General features: G+C 65.6%; 21 protein-coding genes. 10 read left to right on the forward strand and 11 right to left on the reverse strand.

Annotation, left to right across the window (positions count from 1 at the left end):
• Positions 1-840: hypothetical protein (locus tag LQV45_RS05855; RefSeq protein WP_230006179.1), on the reverse strand; the 840-nt coding region annotated here is incomplete at its 3' end.
• A gap of 144 nt (positions 841-984) precedes the next feature.
• Here LQV45_RS05855 and LQV45_RS05860 point away from each other — a divergent pair.
• Positions 985-1,734: an ABC transporter permease gene (locus LQV45_RS05860; RefSeq protein WP_230006180.1), complete on the forward strand. Its 750-nt coding sequence runs from the start codon at positions 985-987 to the stop codon at positions 1,732-1,734.
• Between the two features lie 12 nt (positions 1,735-1,746).
• Here the strand turns inward: LQV45_RS05860 and LQV45_RS05865 are convergent, their stop codons facing one another.
• The 3 genes from LQV45_RS05865 to LQV45_RS05875 are packed head-to-tail and all read right to left on the reverse strand — an operon-like array spanning position 1,747 to position 4,152.
• Positions 1,747-2,751 carry a sensor histidine kinase KdpD gene (locus tag LQV45_RS05865; protein ID WP_230006181.1) on the reverse strand — a complete coding sequence of 335 codons (1,005 nt, stop codon included), beginning with the start codon at positions 2,749-2,751 and terminating at the stop codon, positions 1,747-1,749.
• On the reverse strand, positions 2,748-3,422 hold the full coding sequence (locus tag LQV45_RS05870) for a response regulator transcription factor (protein WP_230006182.1): 675 nt from the start codon (positions 3,420-3,422) through the stop codon (positions 2,748-2,750). The genes LQV45_RS05865 and LQV45_RS05870 overlap by 4 nt, the downstream gene beginning before the upstream one ends.
• A 52-nt stretch (positions 3,423-3,474) precedes the next feature.
• Positions 3,475-4,152, reverse strand: coding sequence for a phosphatase PAP2 family protein (locus tag LQV45_RS05875; RefSeq protein WP_230006183.1), 678 nt, complete (start codon positions 4,150-4,152; stop codon positions 3,475-3,477).
• A gap of 153 nt (positions 4,153-4,305) precedes the next feature.
• Between LQV45_RS05875 and LQV45_RS05880 the strand changes: the two genes are divergently transcribed.
• Positions 4,306-4,629 carry a hypothetical protein gene (locus LQV45_RS05880; RefSeq protein WP_230006184.1) on the forward strand — a complete coding sequence of 108 codons (324 nt, stop codon included), beginning with the start codon at positions 4,306-4,308 and terminating at the stop codon, positions 4,627-4,629.
• 652 nt (positions 4,630-5,281) lie between these two features.
• On the forward strand, positions 5,282-6,304 hold the full coding sequence (locus LQV45_RS05885) for an IS30 family transposase (RefSeq protein WP_230006196.1): 1,023 nt from the start codon (positions 5,282-5,284) through the stop codon (positions 6,302-6,304).
• 9 nt (positions 6,305-6,313) lie between these two features.
• Here the strand turns inward: LQV45_RS05885 and LQV45_RS05890 are convergent, their stop codons facing one another.
• Positions 6,314-6,730 (reverse strand): YkvA family protein, encoded by a 417-nt coding sequence (locus LQV45_RS05890; protein WP_230006185.1) that lies wholly within the window; start codon positions 6,728-6,730, stop codon positions 6,314-6,316.
• 274 nt (positions 6,731-7,004) lie between these two features.
• On the opposite strand from LQV45_RS05890, the gene LQV45_RS05895 reads away from it, so the two are divergent.
• The gene (locus LQV45_RS05895; RefSeq protein WP_230006186.1) at positions 7,005-7,475 is read left to right on the forward strand and encodes a helix-turn-helix domain-containing protein; all 471 of its coding nucleotides are present in this window, start codon (positions 7,005-7,007) and stop codon (positions 7,473-7,475) included.
• 873 nt (positions 7,476-8,348) lie between these two features.
• Here LQV45_RS05895 and LQV45_RS05900 read toward each other — a convergent pair.
• From LQV45_RS05900 to mobC, 3 genes are read right to left on the reverse strand one after another with little or no spacing between them, the layout of a single operon-like run.
• Positions 8,349-9,173 carry a hypothetical protein gene (locus LQV45_RS05900; RefSeq protein WP_230006187.1) on the reverse strand — a complete coding sequence of 275 codons (825 nt, stop codon included), beginning with the start codon at positions 9,171-9,173 and terminating at the stop codon, positions 8,349-8,351.
• Positions 9,174-9,185: 12 nt separating this feature from the next.
• Positions 9,186-10,919 carry a relaxase/mobilization nuclease domain-containing protein gene (locus LQV45_RS05905; protein WP_230006188.1) on the reverse strand — a complete coding sequence of 578 codons (1,734 nt, stop codon included), beginning with the start codon at positions 10,917-10,919 and terminating at the stop codon, positions 9,186-9,188.
• Entirely contained in the window at positions 10,916-11,230 is a 315-nt protein-coding gene (gene mobC, locus LQV45_RS05910) for a plasmid mobilization relaxosome protein MobC (RefSeq protein ID WP_230006189.1), read from the reverse strand. Before mobC ends, LQV45_RS05905 begins: the two co-directional genes overlap by 4 nt.
• A 341-nt stretch (positions 11,231-11,571) precedes the next feature.
• Between mobC and LQV45_RS05915 the strand changes: the two genes are divergently transcribed.
• Together LQV45_RS05915 and LQV45_RS05920 are read left to right on the forward strand one after the other, a co-directional pair.
• The gene (locus tag LQV45_RS05915; protein WP_230006190.1) at positions 11,572-11,958 is read left to right on the forward strand and encodes a hypothetical protein; all 387 of its coding nucleotides are present in this window, start codon (positions 11,572-11,574) and stop codon (positions 11,956-11,958) included.
• Between the two features lie 283 nt (positions 11,959-12,241).
• Entirely contained in the window at positions 12,242-13,177 is a 936-nt protein-coding gene (locus tag LQV45_RS05920) for an FRG domain-containing protein (RefSeq protein ID WP_230006191.1), read from the forward strand.
• On the opposite strand, the gene LQV45_RS05925 is transcribed toward LQV45_RS05920, so the two are convergent.
• Genes LQV45_RS05925 through LQV45_RS05935 form a run of 3 tightly spaced genes read right to left on the reverse strand, consistent with a single transcriptional unit; the run spans position 13,178 to position 14,854 of the window.
• Positions 13,178-13,771, reverse strand: coding sequence for a recombinase family protein (locus LQV45_RS05925; protein WP_230006192.1), 594 nt, complete (start codon positions 13,769-13,771; stop codon positions 13,178-13,180).
• Complete coding sequence (locus LQV45_RS05930) at positions 13,768-14,589, reverse strand: Fic family protein (protein ID WP_230006193.1); 822 nt, start codon at positions 14,587-14,589, stop codon at positions 13,768-13,770. The genes LQV45_RS05925 and LQV45_RS05930 overlap by 4 nt, the downstream gene beginning before the upstream one ends.
• A 1-nt stretch (position 14,590) precedes the next feature.
• Positions 14,591-14,854, reverse strand: a complete 264-nt coding sequence (locus LQV45_RS05935; RefSeq protein ID WP_230006194.1) for a hypothetical protein — start codon at positions 14,852-14,854, stop codon at positions 14,591-14,593.
• A 400-nt stretch (positions 14,855-15,254) separates the two neighbouring features.
• On the opposite strand from LQV45_RS05935, the gene LQV45_RS05940 reads away from it, so the two are divergent.
• The 4 genes from LQV45_RS05940 to LQV45_RS05955 all read left to right on the forward strand — a co-directional run.
• Complete coding sequence (locus tag LQV45_RS05940) at positions 15,255-15,635, forward strand: helix-turn-helix transcriptional regulator (protein WP_138173545.1); 381 nt, start codon at positions 15,255-15,257, stop codon at positions 15,633-15,635.
• Positions 15,635-16,576, forward strand: a complete 942-nt coding sequence (locus LQV45_RS05945; RefSeq protein ID WP_138173531.1) for a cation diffusion facilitator family transporter — start codon at positions 15,635-15,637, stop codon at positions 16,574-16,576. The genes LQV45_RS05940 and LQV45_RS05945 overlap by 1 nt, the downstream gene beginning before the upstream one ends.
• Before the next feature lie 627 nt (positions 16,577-17,203).
• Positions 17,204-17,872, forward strand: coding sequence for a thioredoxin domain-containing protein (locus tag LQV45_RS05950; protein WP_138173533.1), 669 nt, complete (start codon positions 17,204-17,206; stop codon positions 17,870-17,872).
• Positions 17,872-18,496: NAD(P)-binding domain-containing protein (locus tag LQV45_RS05955; protein ID WP_230006195.1), on the forward strand; the 625-nt coding region annotated here is incomplete at its 3' end. The genes LQV45_RS05950 and LQV45_RS05955, both read left to right, overlap by 1 nt.

Here is an 18,496-nt window from a genome sequence, read left to right on the forward strand (position 1 = left end):
GGGCTGAGTATTCGCCCACACCAGAACTCCCGCAGCAAGCACGGCAACGGCCGAGAAGTATCCCAGCATGACGCGCTGTCGAGTGGGGGTGGTGGGGGGTGTGACGGCGGGCCGCACTTTCTCGACGGTGTCGACGCGCGTGATGCTCAGGTAGATGACGGTGGCGAGAATGGCGGTGAGGAAGATGATGCTCGTCAGTCCGACGCCAAGGCCGAGACCGCCATCCGTGGTGGGAAACCCCATCCAGTCGCCCAGGTTTGCGCCCAGTGGGCGGGTGAGGATGTAGGCCAGCCAGAACGACAGGACGGCGTTCGCGCCCAAGCGCCACCCGAGGATCACCGCGAGGATGAGTCCCGCGGGCAAGAGAACCGACACCCCGGGGCTCCACCCGGTCAGTTCGAGGATCCAGTCGCCGGAGGCGGTGCCCAGGGCGAAGGCGACCAGGATGGCCAGCCAGTAGAACAGTTCTCGCCGGGTGGTGGTGATGCTGTGAATGGACAGGGTCCGCTGGCTACGCCACCACACCCCGAACACAACCGCGAGGACGATGGCGAACACGGTGGTGCTGGCGGCGAGGGGGATGCCGAGGTCGTCGGTGAGGATGTCGGTGTACAGGGTGCCGGCGACGCTAACGACGACGACGGTTAGCCAATAGACGAACGGCACGTAGCGGCGCAGGAGGAGCTGCCACGCGAGCACACCCACCAGCACCGCGGTGAAAATGATCGCCGTCACCTCCAGCCCCACACCCAACGTCACGTTGATCCAGTCGGCGAAGCTCTCACCCACCGTCGTGCAAAGGATCTTGATCACCCAGAACCACACGGTGATCTCGGGCACCTTGCTAAGCATGTTGCGCCGAGGCAGAACCGGCGACGGAGTCGATGTCATCACGCGAGCACGCTACGAATCCGGCTCTAAGACGCGACTCAGAATGGGGGGAACGGCTCGGGAGCGAGGTGTCGGGGTCGCTAACCTTCGGGGGTGACCGACTCTGAGTTACTCCTCCGCACCCTTGTGAGCGTGCTGGCGCTCGGCGGTGTGGCGGTGGTCGTTCTGCGTGTGGCGGGCGTTCGACGGTGGTGGGGGCCTGCCCGAGCGCTTTTTCGTGCGAGCGTGCAGCTGGCGGCATTGAGCCTGGTGCTGGCGGGCATCATCGCCGACCCGTGGTGGGTGGCGGGGGCGCTGATTGTGATGTTCGTCGCGGCCGTGGCCGTGTCCGCTCGTCGCGCCGGGGTGGCCCTGGTGGACTTCTGGCGAACGGCCGCAGCCATGGGCGCAGGAGTCAGCCTGGCGGGGATGGTGGTGTTCTCTTCCGAGGCAGTGGAGCTCACCCCCCGATACGCCCTTGCAGTCGGAGCGATGGTGGTGGGTAACGCCATGACCGTGGCAACCCTGGCGGGGCGGCAGTTCGCCCAGGCTCGACTGGACCGGTGGTCAGAGGTGGAGGCGTGGCTCGCGCTCGGTGCCGGCCCGCGGCGCGCTGTACGGGATGTGGCGCGCATCGCGGTGCACGATGCGCTCATCCCCGCGGTCGATCAGACTCGAACGACAGGCCTGGTCGTCTTGCCGGGCGCGTTCGTAGGCGCAATCTTCGGCGGATTGTCGCCGATTGAGGCGGGCCGTTTCCAGCTTGTGGTGCTGGCGGCGATCCTAGCCTCGGGGACGATCACGGCGGTGCTGACGGTCCGCCTCACCTCGCGGGTGGCGGTGCGGCCGAGCGCGCTGCGCTGAGGAGGCGTGTGGCTAACGCCGGCTGGCGAACAGCGGTACCCGAAGAGTGATCGTGGTGCCGGCGGAAGAGGTGGCTGACACCTGAGCGGTGCCGCCGTAGCGGGCGACGGTGTCCTGGACGAGGGAGAGGCCGATACCGAATCCGGTACGGCTGGAGCCTCCACCATCCACAGCATCCGCGGACCGGGCGAACCGGTCGAAGATGCGACTGGGCGCGATGCCTTGAATTCCGGGGCCTTCATCGATGACGTCGATGACGGCTTGAGCGCCCTCCTTGCGAGCCGTCACGACGACTTTCGCGCCGGCAGGTGAATGCTTGACGGCGTTATCCAGCAGGGCGACAACGCTGCGCTGCAAGCTGGCGGCGGGCATCGCGACGGCGAGGTCATCGTCGGGTGGACGACTGACAAGATGCACATCGCGTTCACGGGCCAGGATCGACATCGACGAGACTGCGGAGTCGGTGACCTCGGCGAGGGAGGCGGGTGTGGTGACGGACCCGGTGGGTACCTCGACGGCGTCCAGCAGATCGGAGACAACGCCGATGACGGAGCGGGAGTCGTCGCGCAGCTGGGCGACGACCTCGTGGTGGGGGTCGGAGTCCGGCAGTCCCCGCTGCAGCATCTGGATGCGCGCGTCGAGGATTGCCAAGGGGGTGCGCAGTTCGTGTGACGCGTCGGCGACGAACTGACGCTGACGGCGCAACGCGTCGACAAGGGGGCGGACCGCTCGGCGGGTGACCAACCACCCCAGGAGGCCGGCTGAAGCGATAGCGCACGCGCCGATGACCGCGCCGCCGAGGATGATGTCTAAGCCTTCAATGTCGACGACGGTCTCGTGACGTTGAGGGCTGAGCAGCTCTCCGAGTGGGATCTGGGTGAAGACAACCGAGAACGCAGCGATCAGGACCGCCAGTACCAGCACGGACACGGCCAGGGTGATGGTGAGTGCGACGCGGAGGGCTGTCGCCCGGATGAGCTGAGCGTCAGCGTCGGAGGGACGCCGGCGGTTGATCACATCAGCCCCAGACGGTAGCCCCGTCCGCGGACGGTTTGCACGATGCCGGGGTCGGTTTTCTTGCGAAGGTAGTGCACGTAGGTGTCGACTGTGCCCGGGGTGTCATCTTTAGAGAAGACCGCACGGAGGATGTCGTCGCGAGTGAAGGTGCGCTGGGGGTTGACGGCGAACAGCTTCAGCAACGCGCTCTCCCGGTCGGTGAGGATGGTGCGGCCATCGTAAGGCGAGTACACAGCACGCGAGTCCGGGTAAAACTCCCACTCACCAATCCGCACGAACGGCCCCTCACCGTTGCCGACGCGACGAATGGCGCGCAAGCGGGCGAACAGTTCATCGAACTCGAACGGTTTCACCAAGTAGTCGTTCGCGCCGGCGTCCAGCCCGCGCACCTTGTCCTGGACGGTGCCGAGCGCGGTGAGAATGAGCATCGGAACGCTCGCGCCCGCTCGACGAAGCGTCTCCACGATGGTGAGCCCGTCCACGGTGGGAAGGCGGCGGTCGACCACCATCACGTCGAAGGCGTGCGTGCCTGCGATGTCGAGCGCGTCGCCCCCGTCGGGCGTGAGGGTGACGTCGTATACCTCGTCGAGGACTTTCGCCATTAGCGGCCCCAGTTGCGCGTCGTCTTCCACGAGGAGGAGCCGGGGGCGATCCGTTGTCGGAGTGGTCATCGGCGTCCTCCTCGCTGCCGTCGCTTCAGGGTCATGTGGTGGGGTTGCCGAGTCATTGCCGCGCCGCCTCGAGGGTGTGTAAACGCCGGGTGAGCCATGGCACGCGTTGGCATACTTCGTAGACTGCCAGGGATCCCACCGAGACAAGGATGATCGACGCGGTCACATCGAGCGGGTAGTGCGCTCCCAGATACATGCGTGACCACGCCGTCGCCACGACGAACACGGCGCCGAGGATGCTTACTATGACCTGCGTCCGGCCTGCCGTGCTCAGTACCACCCACGTCGCGAGGGCGGCGGCGAAGGCGGTGTGTCCGCTCGGATAGCTGAACGTCACCGGGTCAACGCCGGTGGGGAACGGCAGCGCTGCGCTGTCCGGTCGGGGTCGCTGGACGATGACCTTCACCACATCCGCCAAGGCCCACGGCACGGTGACCTGAATGAGGGCGCGGACCACCGCGGGGAACGACCGGGTCACGGCTGCGACAATCGCCAGCGCCACCGCAAGGACGATGACCGCGCCGGTCGGCCCCAACCCGACGTTGATGGCATGGGCCACGAGGTCGAAGAATCCGGAATGGACGCCGTTCACGCCGGTGACAACGGTGAGCTCGGTCGCAGTCCAGCCCGCCGACATGCGGGCGAGCAACCCTACAACGACGATGAGCGCAAAGACCCCCGCCAGGGAACACAGCGCCGCGATAAGAGGTCCCCGGGAACGTTTCATCATCCGAGCACCCTCGCGCCACCGTTCTAAGAAACCACTCATACTCTGCGAAGAACTCCTCGCCGGGTGCCGCGGGAACATCCTTCGAGGTTTCTTACAACGCGGCGGGAATCCTGTCCTTGCAACCCCGTCCGAGGTTGCAGAAAGGAACGCATCATGAACGCGCTCAAACGCAAGTGGCTGGGTGTCGGAACGCTCGTCTTGCTCAGCGTCGGAGGAGTCGCCGCGATGGCGGTGCCTGCGTCCGCCAGTGTCACGTCGGTGTCAACGCCGGCTCCCACGGCCACCGACCCGGGCGTCGAAGACGGCACCAACGACGGCGAGACCGCGGACGACCAGGCCGGGGAGACCCCCGGCCAGGAGACCGCCGACGAGGCTGGGGAGGTTCCCGGGCAGGAGACCGCCGACGACCAGGGTGTCGAAGACGGCACCAACGACGGCGAGAGCGCCGACGACGCAACGGCCACGCCCGCTCCGTGACCACAAGCCCACGCGTGGGTGGCTAAGACCCCCTCGGCCACCCACGCGTGTTCCTGGGTGACACGGCGGAGAGGTTTGCCCTGCGTCTTCCTGCTGCGGTTGACTACCCCTATGTTTGCCCGGGTCGCTCCGCATAGTCCGAGAGGGCGTGCGTGGGGGCGGCCGACGTGATCTCGGAGAGCGCACGCCCACTTCGTCCTCACCGAAGCATCGACCACCGCAAGCTGCCCGTGCATCAGGCCGGGGCCTTGCCCGCACAGCAGGTTGTCTCCGCTTTCGATGAACAAGTCGAGCGGGAGACAGCGTGGGCGCCGCACTCGCACGCCACCCACGAGCTGTTGTGGAATGAAAGTGGCGTCTCCACTGTGGCAGTGGGCAATCGGGTGTGGACGATAACCCCCACCTTGAGTTCTAGTGGTCGTTGCAACACCTGATCTTTCGGGAGTTGCAGATGGAGTTCGAGATCCGTCCCGATCGGTCCTCGCAGGGTCGAAAGAAGCTGCATGCGGAGCGTGCGAAGTTCTTCGAGCTGATCGCGCATGGCGTGGGATTCCGTGCAGCCGCCAGGATCGTGGGTGTGAACTATCGCACGACAAAGGTGTGGCGGCACGGCGAACGCGAGAAGAAGCCCGGTACGGGCGCGATACCTCCGATGAGGCCGCGCTCGTACCGGGCTTCTTTGTCGTCCAGATTTCTGTCGGAGAAGGATCGAATCTTCATCGCTGACAGCCTGCGTGCGGGGTGGTCCCTCCGGAGGATTGCGGCCGAGATGGGGAGGCCTGCGTCGACAATCAGTCGGGAAGTGCGGCGCAACAGGCATCCTCGCTCCGGCGACTACCGTCCGTATGCCGCGCATGATCGGGCCGTGGCGCGTCTGCCGCGGCCGAAGGTGGGGAAGATCGCGCAGAATCCTGAGCTGCGGGACTACATCCAGCGCAGACTGGAGAGTCGATGGAGTCCTGAGCAGATCGTGCATGCGCTCAAGCGGGACTTCCCAAACCGGCCGGAGATGCGCGTGGTTCACGAAACGATCTACCTCGCCCTCTACGTCCAGGGACGCGGTGAGCTACGCCGCGAGTTACACAGGGCGCTCCGCACCGGCAGAGCACGCCGGAAGACCCACAAGCAATCACAGACGCGCCAGCCGCGCTACCGCGACCCCATGGTGATGATCAGCGACCGCCCCGCGGAAGTCGACGAGCGAGTTGTTCCCGGTCATTGGGAGGGCGATCTGATCATCGGGAAGAACAGCGGCTCCGCGATCGCGACGCTCGTCGAGCGCACCACACGGTTCACGATGCTCGTCCACCTGCCCAACGACCACGGTGCCGTGGCTGTCGGCGCTGCTCTGGCCTCAACGATCCAACGTCTGCCGGCACACCTGCGACGCTCGCTCACATGGGATCAAGGCAGCGAAATGGGGAAGCACCGGTCATTCACCACGGCGACGGACATGCCCGTCTACTTTTGCGACCCGGCCTCGCCCTGGCAGCGCGGCTCAAACGAGAACACGAACGGCCTCCTACGGCAGTACTTTCCGAAAGGCACAGACCTGTCGAAGCACTCGGCGGCGACTCTCGAGTTCGTCGCGCATGAACTCAACACCCGACCTCGGAAGACCCTCGACTGGGACACACCCGCGAAAAAGTTGGCGGCGCTCATCGACGCCGCCTGAGCGACGACTCTACGGTTGTGGGATGCCTGCGATCGAACGAAGCGCGCGTAGTCCTTCCGGTGTTCCCGGCCAGTGCTGTTCGAGGGCTTCGGCACCGGCGCGCTTGGTCACGAACCGCAGAGCAATCGCGACGATAATTGCGTCGTCGAGGTAGCCCACAACCGGGATGAAATCCGGAACGAGATCGATCGGCAGTAGAAGGTAGCCGAGGAGAACAACGAGAGTAACGCGCACGCTCCGTGGCACGGATCGGTCCGAGACAAGCCGCCGAAGTAGGCGCACGATGTCGGGGACGAGGCGCAGCAGGTCGACCAGGCGAGTCTGGTCGCCAGCCCGCCGGGCGCTGATCAACAGCGCCACCATGAGGGCGATCCAAAGCAGCAGTACGCCGCCGACAACGGCAACAACGATCGTCCACCAATCCATGGGTACAGTCTGAGCCCTCGACCCGGATGCCGACGATTCGCACACCCCGCCCTCACGCGAACGACAACAGCGCCCCTCCCAGCCGATGAGCTGAGAGGGGCGCTATTTGTATGATCGGAGCACGTCGTGTTGCAACGACTCCTGGAATCCGCCCACTTTGGGGGGGTGGATTCCCGCCGGACTGGTGCATGCAGCAACAGCTGCCGCAGGCACGTGATATCGCACGAACCACTTCGATGTCACCCGTGTACCTCGGCTGGCGCAGGGTGTCGCCGTGGTTCAGATCACGCCGCTGCTGCGTCTGCTCCTCACGCGGCTGACCAGCCCGGAACTATCTGCGTCGTCGCGGGGACTCACCGAAAAAATGGTGCTCGATGTCATTGAGCCTGCGCCGCGGGAAATCACCGTCACCATCCCATCGGCGCCGCTGCTGCAGCCCATCGTCGAAGCCCTCCGGGACGACCCCGGGGATCGACACTCCCTCGGTGACTGGTCCCGCACACTCGGGGTTTCGACTAAGACCCTCACGCGTGTTTTTCGCTTTGAAACCGGTCTCTCCTTCACTCGTTGGGTCGCGGCCGTCAGGGCACAAGACGCGATCTATCTGCTCGGTCGGGGGACGCCGCTGGAGGAGGTGGCGATGTTGTTGGGGTACTCCAGCCCAAGTGCCTTCGGTGCGGCCATCAAACGAGTCACCGGTTCAACGCCGAGCACGTTCCAAGCCGTCGCTGGGCAGCATTCCTGATCTGCCCCCTCGTATCCACCGATCGATCAGGGGGCCTCCGGGATCAATGTAATCGCGCTTGACCGAGACGGCGTCGATGGGCGCAGCATGGGAGCTCGATGATCTCCAGCGCCCCATCGAGCTTGGGCGCTTTTAGCAGCGTGAAACACCGAGCGAATGCGACCAATTTCGGCGCAGGATCTGGAAAAAGGCAGGCGCCAAACGCGTCAAGTCCGCCGCAAGAGACGGCTTGGCGCCCACTCCCCCGGCTCTCAGACTCTCGAAGAGAGCCCACCGGTAGTCGACCGTTATGTCAGTTATCTGACAAAACACGTCTACGCGAACGTGCAGGCGCACGCAAGTTCCGCGAACCCCGCCGATATGCACTTGCTACTGCGAGACGTACTCGATCACTACGTGCCGATGCTCGTCGACGCCGAAATCGGCGCGTTCTCCCAGTGCGCCCACGACTGCAAGCCGGTCGGCCAGCTCGACGCGGTCACACCAAGGACGGGAGGACGGGAGAACGGGACTGAGCGCCCTTTGAACGGCCCGGCGGCTCTTCCGTTTCGGGTCCCTGAACCTAGTTCAGATGGATCCGGCGCTTGATCCGGCTCGGATGAAGACTCGCTCCAGGAGGAGGTGGATGGACGCCGCGTCCGAGTTGTTGGCAAACATCTCGTGACCAGGTCCGCACCCCACCTCCACACGACATTTCCTGATGTGGGCCCGGCGATCGCCTGACCACACGAGCCGCATGACCAATTTGACAGCGGCGTCATAGCTGAACGATACCTAGTTGCGGTGTCGCCGGGAAACATCGCGGAACGATCCGCCCGACGGACTACCGCATCCAGCCCAGGCCTGGCCCGTCTCAATTGGTGGAACGGGCGCTCAGCGGCTTAGCTCGGACCGCTGCACGCGCGCCGCTGCCGAGCGTGCCGACCTCACCCTCACCGCGTTCGCGGGTGCACCCTTGAGGGCCTCGGTGGCCGGCTTGGCGTTGCCGACGTCGGCGTGCATCTTCGCGGCCACGGCCTCCCGGTCGATGCCCTTCGCCTCGAGCTGGTTCGCGTCGTTCTCACGCCGCTCTGCGGAGTCGTACTTCGGGCCGGCCTCAGCATGCGCGGACTCGGCCGCGCGCTCGAGCGACTGTGCCTCCTCAGAGCTCTCAGAAGCGTTCTCGGCGCGCTGGTCCGCTGCCTTGGCCTGACGGTCGGCGCGGTCGGTTTTGCGCATCAGTAGCGCCGCCTCGGCCTCCTCACCGGTGCCGCGCTGGCGTTCCGTTTCGGACTGGCGGCGCAACAGCTCGGCGTCGACGGCTGCCCGCACCGCCTGGGGGTCGCCGCCGGCCTGGGCGGTGTCGACGCCGTAGCGGGTGCGCAGCTCGTCGCGCATGTGCGCCTCGGCGCGTACGGCTTCAGGATCTTCGTTGGCCCACGCGCGCGCCGTGGCGAGGGTCGTGCCGATCTGCTCGGGGGTCGCGCGCTCCCACCAGTCGTTCCGGTGGACGCTGCCGTACTCCGCGCGTGCGCTCTGGCGTTCGGCGTTCATCCGAGACGTCAGCTCGCGCGCCTCCTGCTGTCTCACCACCTGTGCGCGTCGAGCAGCTTCCTCGCGCTGTCGGGCAATGATTTCGCCTACGCGGCCGGCGGCGGTCGCCGCGACGCGGAGCTGCCCCTCGAACGCTTCGGAAATGCCGTCGCTCTCATCGGCCATGACGTGCTCCTCTCATCGTTCCGGGCCTCGGTCGGGCCGCGGGATCGCGGTCGTACGGGGTCGGGTCGGTTTGATCGTCGACGGGAGCGGGGTAGTCGTTCCCACGCGTCGGCTCTCCTCGGCGCGGTTCATCTTGTCCAGCGCCTCGCGTGTGGCCTCGTCAATTGCCGCGGACATGTCGATGCGGCGCGGTTCGGTCTTCGTGACCGTGGCCGTGGTGGCCGTCGTCGACGTCGCCGGCAGGGCGGCGCGCACGCGCACGAGACGGGCGCGAATGTCCGTGGCGATCGCTTCCGCGTGACGTGCTTGCTGCGCGGCCTTGGCGGCGTCGTAGACCGCCTGGGTGAGGTTCATGAGCTGACGCAGCATTGCGGCTTGCGCGGCAGTTCCCTGCCCGCCTCGGACGGCGCTGGCGAGGAGCATTGCCGCACCGCCGGCCGACACTCGCCCCGCCTTCTGGGGCTTCGTGTGGCCGCGGTAGGTCTGCGCCGACTTAGCCAGCTCATCGGATGCCGCGGCGAGGTCGCCGGGCACGTCCTCGACGGCGTTCGACCACGCCGCGAATGCGCCCGACGTCTGCCGTGCGACTCTCGCCCATGTGTCGCGGTCGTCGAGCGGAACCGAGCGCAGCGTCTCGCGCAGCTCGCCCAGCTCAGCGGTGTACCGATCCCACAGCTCAGGATCGGGCTCGGTCGTCTCGCGTCCTGGTGCGACGGGTCGCTGGTTGCGCTTGGCTGCGTTCCACTCGGCCGCGGCGTCCATCGCACCGGTCGCACTGTCAGGCCACTCCGCGCGCAGCCGCGGCAGGGTGAGGTCGCGGCCCATGTGACCTCCGCCGTACCAAATGGGCCGCTCCCCCGGTGCGGGCTTCGCGGCCACCGAGTAGCCGGTGATGACGTCGGTCTGACCGTCCGCGTAGCGAGGTCGGACGACGACACCGGAGCGGCGCAGACGACGCACGAACTCCGCTTCGCTCTCGCTCGCGCTCGCACACGCGCGGACCTTGCGCGCGAGGTCGTTGCGCGGTGCATTGAGACGAATCTCAGCGGTAATCCGGCTCTGTCGTTCGCGCGGGTCGAGCTTGTGCCATGGTGTGAAGTCGCCGCCGAACGTCTCGGCGTGCGCTTCGTACTTCCGCTGCGCGAACAGCGCCGAACGCTCCTCAACCTTCGCCTGTTCGGCAGGGCTGAAACCGCGCGTCGCGCGCTCCCCCTTCGACGACTCCAACAGCTCGAGGCCGTGCTTCACTTCGAGCGCTCGTGCGGCGTTCTGCGCGCGCACGTAGTCGAGGTGAGTCGACGCCTTCGTGCCGTCCTCCCGCACGAGGTTTACGGCGATGTGCACGTGGTCGTTACCGGACTTCGACAGGCCGTGACGCACCGCCACCCAACGGCACGGTGCCTTGGTGCCGTCGTTATCGTCGAACCCCATCGCGGCCACAAAGTCCGTCGCGATCGCGTTCCATTCGACGTCGGTCTTGATGCCCTCCTCGGCGCGCAGCGAAAGGGAGGCGTGCCAGACGTGACCGCCCGTGACGTCGACCCCGAGCTGCTTGTGCGGGCGGTCCAGGTGACGCGCGATCGCCATGCCGCTGTCGCGGCTCAGCTCGGCGTCGTCGTACCACGCCATGAGCGCATCGTCACCCGCGATAAGGTGCGGCTCGGTGTGCTCGTTGTGGCGACCGCCGCCGACGAGATACGTCACGAGGCCCGACATGCGATCGCCCCGCGTGATGTTCGGCATCATGTCAGGCTCAGCTCGTCGGTCAGCTCGTCTATCCGCATCGCGGTCTTGCGCACCGCGGCGAGCGTCGCGGACGTCTCAGGGTGCAGCTCGCGTGTGGCGTTCGTGGCCTTCGCGATCTGGTTGACGTTGTTCGAGATAGCCGCGAGGAGCCGGTGCAGCTCGTACAGCTTCGTGATCGCAGCGCGCCGCTCCGATGCCGTCTCACCGGCATCCAGCGCGAGCGCACTCTCCACAAGAAGGCGCGGGATCGTCACGCCCTGCGCGAGGGCCAGGCGCAACAGTGCGCCCTCCTCCTCGGGGCTGGCGGTCACGACGTGACGCGCCACACGACCACCGGCGACGTTCCCGCGTCGACGACGCTCAGACGGGCGAGGCGAAGGCGTCTCATTAGACATGCTCACCCTCCCCTTCGGCCCAGCGCAGCGACCCCGCCCCTGCGGGGACCGCACACGTCAAGTGTGCCGCACCTGTCGGCACCTGTCGAGAGGTTGATCTCGTTTATGGCACATAAATGTATAGCTTGCTCCGTCCGGGACTCGTATCGAGGTCGCTCACGGCGACAGCCGGGAGTGGTCGCGGCTGTCGCCGTGACGGTCCTGCCGTGAGCGCGAGAAATCTCGCGCGGACGGCGCAGCATCCATAGGCTGCTTGCATGGCTAAGGAACTCTCCCCCCAGGAAGCAATCGAGCGCGCGCAGCGCGCACTTGACGATCGACTGACGTCGGTTCGCGAGCTGGCCGAATCTCGGCAGAACCTTGCGGACGTGCGCGAGGCATCCGCGGCGCGCATCGCTGAGGTTGAGCGTGAGGAACGCGAAAAGGTCGCCGCCGCCGAGCGTGACGACGCGCGCGCCTACAGTGCGACGATCGACGCCGGTTGGACGCCCGCCGAGCTGCGCAAGATCGGCTTTGCGGAGGCAGCGCAGAAGCGCGCACCGCGCAAGCGCCAGGCACGCAAGTCGACGTCGAGCGAGGCCGCCGCGACGCCGCCGGCCGACGCCGCCGAGAACGACGGCGACCGTCAGTCGTACGGCGGCTGACATATCCCCCTGACCACCTGTGGACGGCCCGAGCTACCTCCGGGCTCCACCCGCCCACAGGTGGACAGCGGGACCCTATTTGTCCGACCGCTCCGCGGCCTCGTTGGGAAGATTCCCCCTCCCCCTGATGCCCGGGATTGTGTCACAGCCCAGCACCCCGTCAAGGGCGCTTCGCGTCACTCCGTGATGCGGCAAGCCGCACCCTTGACGGAGTGCCGTTCTGTGAAGGGCGGCATGTATCAGGGGGACGGGAAAAGAGTGGTGATAACGCTACGTTGTCCACATGGTCGGGGAGCTTTGGAAGATCACAAACCATTGGGTGAAGCCGTCGACACCCCGTGAAGTGATGGCAATCGTGGGCGCGATTGGCGTCTACAGCACGGGCCAGAGGTTTGCGTGGCGGGGGCTGCCGTCGGCGGACTATGACCTCGCCTCGTCGCTCCACCGATCTGTGGGTGGTCTGAACGAGACCGCCGTGCGAGAGCGTGAGCTAGAGATTATTGCGGAAGCGCGTAAGTGGGGATTGGGGACGCACGCGACCGGTCGAGTTGACGACCTCCAACTCTTAGCTGATCTGCAACACTTCGGGGCCCCAACCCGTCTGCTCGACGTCACCGCGAACCCCATGACGGCTCTCTGGTTCGCGTGCCAACCTACAACGGCCAACCCCTCGACCGACACGTTGGGGAGAACGCGCGGCACAAGCGGCCTACTGCTGGCCCTCAACATCACGCAGTGGCCTCGAATGTCGACCATCTTCGACGGCAGGTTCACGTACAGCTATCTGCGGGACGGGGAAGCGGCACGATTGAGCACGCAGCTCGCCAAAGGGAGCCCGTTTGTCGTCGATTCAGGGGCTCCGAACGACCGCCTGCGGGCTCAAGAGGGCTTCTTCGTCACCGGCGCCGTCCCCGACACTCTGCCGACGAGAGCAATCCAAGTCGGGGACGAACACATGGTGACACCACAACGGACTCCCTTCCGCTCGATCCGCGTCGACTGGGACAACGACGTTGATCCCGAAACTCTTCGGCGACGGCTGCTGAATCCACGCCAGGGTCGGCCAGCACCTCTGCCATTCGTGGCCGTAATCATCGACGCGAAACTAAAGAGCCGGCTCTTGGCCTACCTGGACGGCACCTACAACAGGTCAGCTCGCGTGCTGTTTCCCGACTACCAGGGGTACGTCGCGTACGGCCAACACATGCCCAGAGGCTAGCTACGCCGACTGCGGCTGGTCGACGTCGCGGGGCAGGTCAGCGTACGCACGAGATGCTGTCGACTTGTCGACGCCGAGCACGCGCCCGATATGCGCGAAACTCAGGCCCTCGTCATCGCGCATCCGGCGTAGCTGCGTGAGCTGGTCGGCGCTGAGCTTCGAGGGTCGACCGATCGCCTTGCCCTGCGCGCGGGCGTGATCCATGCCGCGCTGCGTGTTCTCCCGAATCGTGTCGACACGAAGCTCTGCGAACACGGCGACGATCCCGAACAGGGCGCGGCCCATCGGGGTTGTCGTGTCGATCTGCGGTTCGGTCAGACTGCGAATGTCGATGCTGCGTTCGCGCAGCTTGTTCAACGTGTCGAGGATGATCCGTTCACTGCCGCCGAGACGGTCGAGGCGGCGCACCAACAGGGTGTCACCCTCACGGAGGTAGTCGAGGCACGCGACCCACTGCGGACGCGCAGCGATCCGGCTGGACTCGCCATGGTCGACGAACACACGGGTAGCGCCGGCCGCGCGCAGCTCGGCCTCCTGCGCATCCGGGTTCTGCTCCCGGCGCGAGACACGGGCGTACCCGATCACCTTCGTCATTTCTCGAGCCCTCCTGTCGGGAACCGGTCGGACATGTAGCCGGGGCCGCTGCGACGCGCCTGGGGCGGCTGCTGGCCGCTCTGGCCGGCGCCCCGGGTCGCTTCCTTCGGGGGCCGCTGGTAGCTGGCGCTGATGACGGCTCGGACGTCTGCGAGAGGGTCGGCCGCGGGGGCCGGCTTCTCGACGCTGATCGCGTGGAAGATCGGCACGAGCGACGTCGGATCGGGAGCGTGCTTGTCGAGGTCGGGCCGGCTCATGGCGGATGCCTGGTTCCACTGCTCGGGCGTCACGCGGTCGAACTCGAACCGGAACGGTGAACCTTCGGCCAGGTCGTGCATGAACTGTTTCGAGGTGCGTCCGTTGCCCTCGCGGAACGGGTGCGCCTGGTTCACGTACGCGAACACCGTGGCGCTGGTGGCGATGAAGTCGTTACGGCTGATTGACACCCAATCGGTCGACGTCGCGATCTGGCGCACCTCGGACAGGTAGCGGTCCACCTCGCCGTCGTTGACGCGACCGAACTCCCGTCCCGGACCCTTCGACATGTTGACGGTGCGGTACTCCCCCGCCCACTCGTAGACGTCTTGGAACAGGTGCCGGTGGATTGCCATCAAGTGCTCCGCGTCGAACGTCTTCGGGATATCGACCATCCCCGCTTCCAGCTCGAAACCGCGGCGGGCTGTCTGCCCGTACTCGCGCTCTTTCAGCTCGAAGAAGTCGCGCTCATCGAACTTGTTGCGCAGCGTCCCGTTTCCGAACTGCGGGTTATACGTCTCGGGGTAGAAGTACGACTCCCAGGTGTCGAAACCCTCGGGCACGTCAGGCTGCGCCGACGATGCCGGCGGCTCGTCGAGACACCTCGGCCGCGCGGTGAGCTGCTGCCGCCGAACGTCGGTCGTACTCGGCCGCGTCGATCGCGCCGCGCGCGTAGTCCGTCAGGTTCTCGACGTCCTCGCGGGTGGGCTCCCAGCCCTCGTGCCAGCCGGCGGCGATCGACTGCACCACGGCGCGACGCTGCTTGTCATTGAGCTGGGCGAACAGCTCCGGGTACTGCTGCTCGATCTTCATCTGCGACTCGGCCACGGTGGCTCCCTTCGGTCTTCACCAATTCTACCAAATGATGCAAAAGGGCTCTACTTAATTTCGCATCAATTCGGGTTTTGCGACGGGGTTTTGCACCGCGCCGATCCGCGGTTTTCCGGCACCTCGTCGACGGGCCTCCGTGTGGTGCGAAACCGATCGGTTCTGCACCGACCCCCAGCTCTGAGTCGAGGATCTCGCGGCGGATGCATGCGGTGACTGCTTCGCGGAGTGGGCGCACCTTAGTGGCGGCCCAATCGGCGGGGTCAAGGAGCTTCCATTCCAGGAAGCGGCCTCTGGGTGGCGGTGTGTCCCGCGACGTCCCACCGAGGGTGAGCATCATTCCTAATTACGTCTCAGAAGCGATCGTGACGGCAGCTGGCGATATCATCGCCCTGTGACGATGAAACCCGAGAGTGGTCTGCTCGACCCTCACGCGACCGCCGTGTATGCACATCTATTCGACGCGCTTGGGGACCCTACGCGATTGGCGGTTCTCCAGCATCTGGCTTCTGGTGAGCATCGCGTCAGGGATCTCGTTCAGCATCTCGGATTGGCGCAATCAACCGTAAGCAAGCACCTCAGCTTCCTGCGGGACTGCCGGCTAGTCACTGTTCGTTCGGAGGGGCGCGCTTCGTGGTTTGACCTTGCGCAACCTGGCGCGACTGCGACCCTCATCAACGCCGCCGAACTCCTGTTGAAAGACACCGGCACGCGCGCCACGTTATGCGCCCACCTCCATGAGCCTGGCGAAGACTTCGCCCTCGGAACGGACGCAGCCTGATGGGCGCCGGTCACACGCACGCACCGTCTACCGGCATAGCCGGGCAACCGACCGACCACCGCGCGCGTCTATGGATCGCTTTCGGAATCACCGCGGCCATCGCCGTAACGCAAGCGGTTGGATCCTTCTTCACTGGGAGTCTCGCCCTCCTTACGGACACAGCCCACGCGCTCACTGACGCATCCGGACTTCTTGTTGCGCTTATCGCCGCGACGCTGATGCGGCGCCCCGCTGATGCGCAACGCACCTGGGGGTTCCGTCGTATCGAAGTCATCGCCGCCTTTGGCCAAGCGGCTCTATTGATGGCGGTCGGGGGTTACGCCGCCATCGAGGGAGTACGCAGGCTCTTCGAGCCCCCTGAGGTGCCAGCTACCGAACTGCTGGTGTTCGGAGTGATTGGGCTAGTCGCGAACATCATCGCTATCTTCGTGCTCTCCTCCAGCCGCGGAGCAAATTTCAACATGCGGGCGGCGTTTCTGGAAGTGCTGAACGACGCGCTGGGGTCGCTCGGGGTCATTGTTGCGGCCGTTCTCATCTGGACCACGGGTTTCCTTCAAGCTGACGCCATCGCTGGACTTTTCATCGCCACACTCATCGTGCCGCGTGCGTTCAAGCTGCTGCGCGAAACGTCACGGGTGTTGATGGAGTTCACCCCCGACGGTTTGGATCTGGACGATGTGCGATCACACATTCTCGAACTCGACCACGTCGTAGACGTCCATGATCTGCACGCCTCGACGGTCGCTACCGGCCTACCGACGATCAGCGCGCATGTCGTCGTCGAAGACGAATGTTTCACGGATGGACACGCGGCTGCAGTCCTCAAGGACGTCAGAGCCTGTGTGGCCCAGCACTTCAAAGTGTCCGTGTTGCATTCCACCTTCCAGATTGAGACAGTCGATCTGCAAGATTCGGAACCCGGGGATGTCCGCCACGCTTGATCGCGAACGGCGTCGAATCGCTCGAACGGGTGCGGTGGCGTCCCGATCGCACCCCAGCGTCGTCGCCAGCCTTTCCCAGCGATTCGCCCAGAACCGCTACGTACACTGGCTACCGATGTCTGATGACGCTCGCTCACCGCGCTCCGCGCGAGAGAACGAGCACGGCACGATAACGCGATTCATTACCATCATCGCCCTCGGGGCACTCATGCTGCTTGGATTCGTGGCGCTCAGCCACAGCGACAACGGCCCGGCGAGCGGTGTAGTCGCGACCGCCTCTGACGCTGCGTCGCAAGAACCGGCCGCATCCGTCGTTACGTCAGCTGTCCAGGCGAGCGCGTACGACGCGTCACCCGGAATGGCGCTGTGCGTTCTAGGTGTCGTCTGCGGATTTGTGCTGTACCTCGTCATTCATCTCCTGGTACGCCGCGGACGTGTCGGGCTCACACTCTTGCGTGCCCTCCCGCCGTCTCTCATCCACGCGGTGGTCATCAGAAGTGGAGGCCACGCCCTCACAATTGCGCAACTCGGGATTTCCAGAACCTGACATCGGCACGTCGCCCCCGCGGCGACACTCATCCCGGGTAAACCCGGGTCCTTCTCGTGCCACCAAGTACTGGAGTACCCATGAAAATCAACTGGAAGGCGACGGTCATCACCGCCGCCACCGCCGTCGCCGTCGTCGCGGGGGCTGTCATCTACGTCCTCGTTAATCAGAACAACACCCGCGTCGCCGCCGAAGAAAGGGGAGGCGGGTCGATAGCGGTCGTACGAGACGACTCCCACGTCCTTGACGACTCAGGCGACGACGCCATCACCATCGTGGAGTTCCTCGACTTCGAGTGCGAAGCCTGCGGCGCCTACTACCCCATCGTCGAAGAGCTCCGTGTGAAGTACGAGGGACAGATCAACTACGTCGTCCGCTACTTCCCTCTTCCCGGCCACATCAACTCCGAGAACTCAGCGGTCGCCGCGGAAGCCGCAGCACGCCAGGGACGCTTCGAAGAAATGTACAAACGCCTCTTCGAGACGCAGGCCCAATGGGGTGAGTCTCAGCAAAGCCAAGCGGAACTATTTCGCTCGTACGCGACCGAGTTGGGCTTGGACATGGCGGCCTACGACGAAGCGGTCGCCGACCCCATCACTCTCGAGCGTGTCCGATCCGACCTCGACGACGGACGTGCCCTCGGCGTGAACCGCACCCCCACGTTCTTCGTCGACGGCGAACCCCTCGTCATCGAACGATGGAACGACCTCGAAGAAGCCATCACCACCCGCTTGGATGACACCCCCTAATGGCGGGCCTGTCACACCGACGAGTCATCATCGTGGGCGCGGGGCAGGCTGGACTGGCAACCGCAGCAGCACTGATCGCTCGCGGCATGGAGCCGCAACGCGACTTCGTCCTCATCGATCGCTCCCCGCGGGCTCGACGCGCGTGGAGCGCACGTCGGCCTTTTATGCGGTTGCTCAGCAGCGCCGAGCACTCTAGCTTCCCGCGCCGACCACTGGAAGGTGATCCTTACCGGCACCCCACGCCGAGAGACATCGAGAGCTACCTCCACGAATACGAAGCAGAGCTTGGCGTAAAACCCGTCTGGGGAGTCCGCGCCCTCGCCGTGACCCCCCATAACAACGGCCCAACGCTGCGCTTGAGCACCACCGTTGGGGAGGTGCAGACCCGCAACATCGTGTGCGCCACCGGTGCCGCAGCGCGTCCCCGATTACCGGAATGGGCCGCGGATGCCGACGTGGAAGGGGCTCGGATGCACACCAGCGCCTACCAAACGCCCGAGCAGATCCCGCCGGGTCAGGTACTTATCGTCGGCGGTGGCAACGCCGGGGTGGAAGTCGCCTCAGACCTCGCGAACTCGCACGACGTCACCTTGGCGGTCCGCACCCGACGCACCGAAGTACACG

The sequence above is a fragment of the Microbacterium sp. Bi128 genome, assembly GCF_918698205.1.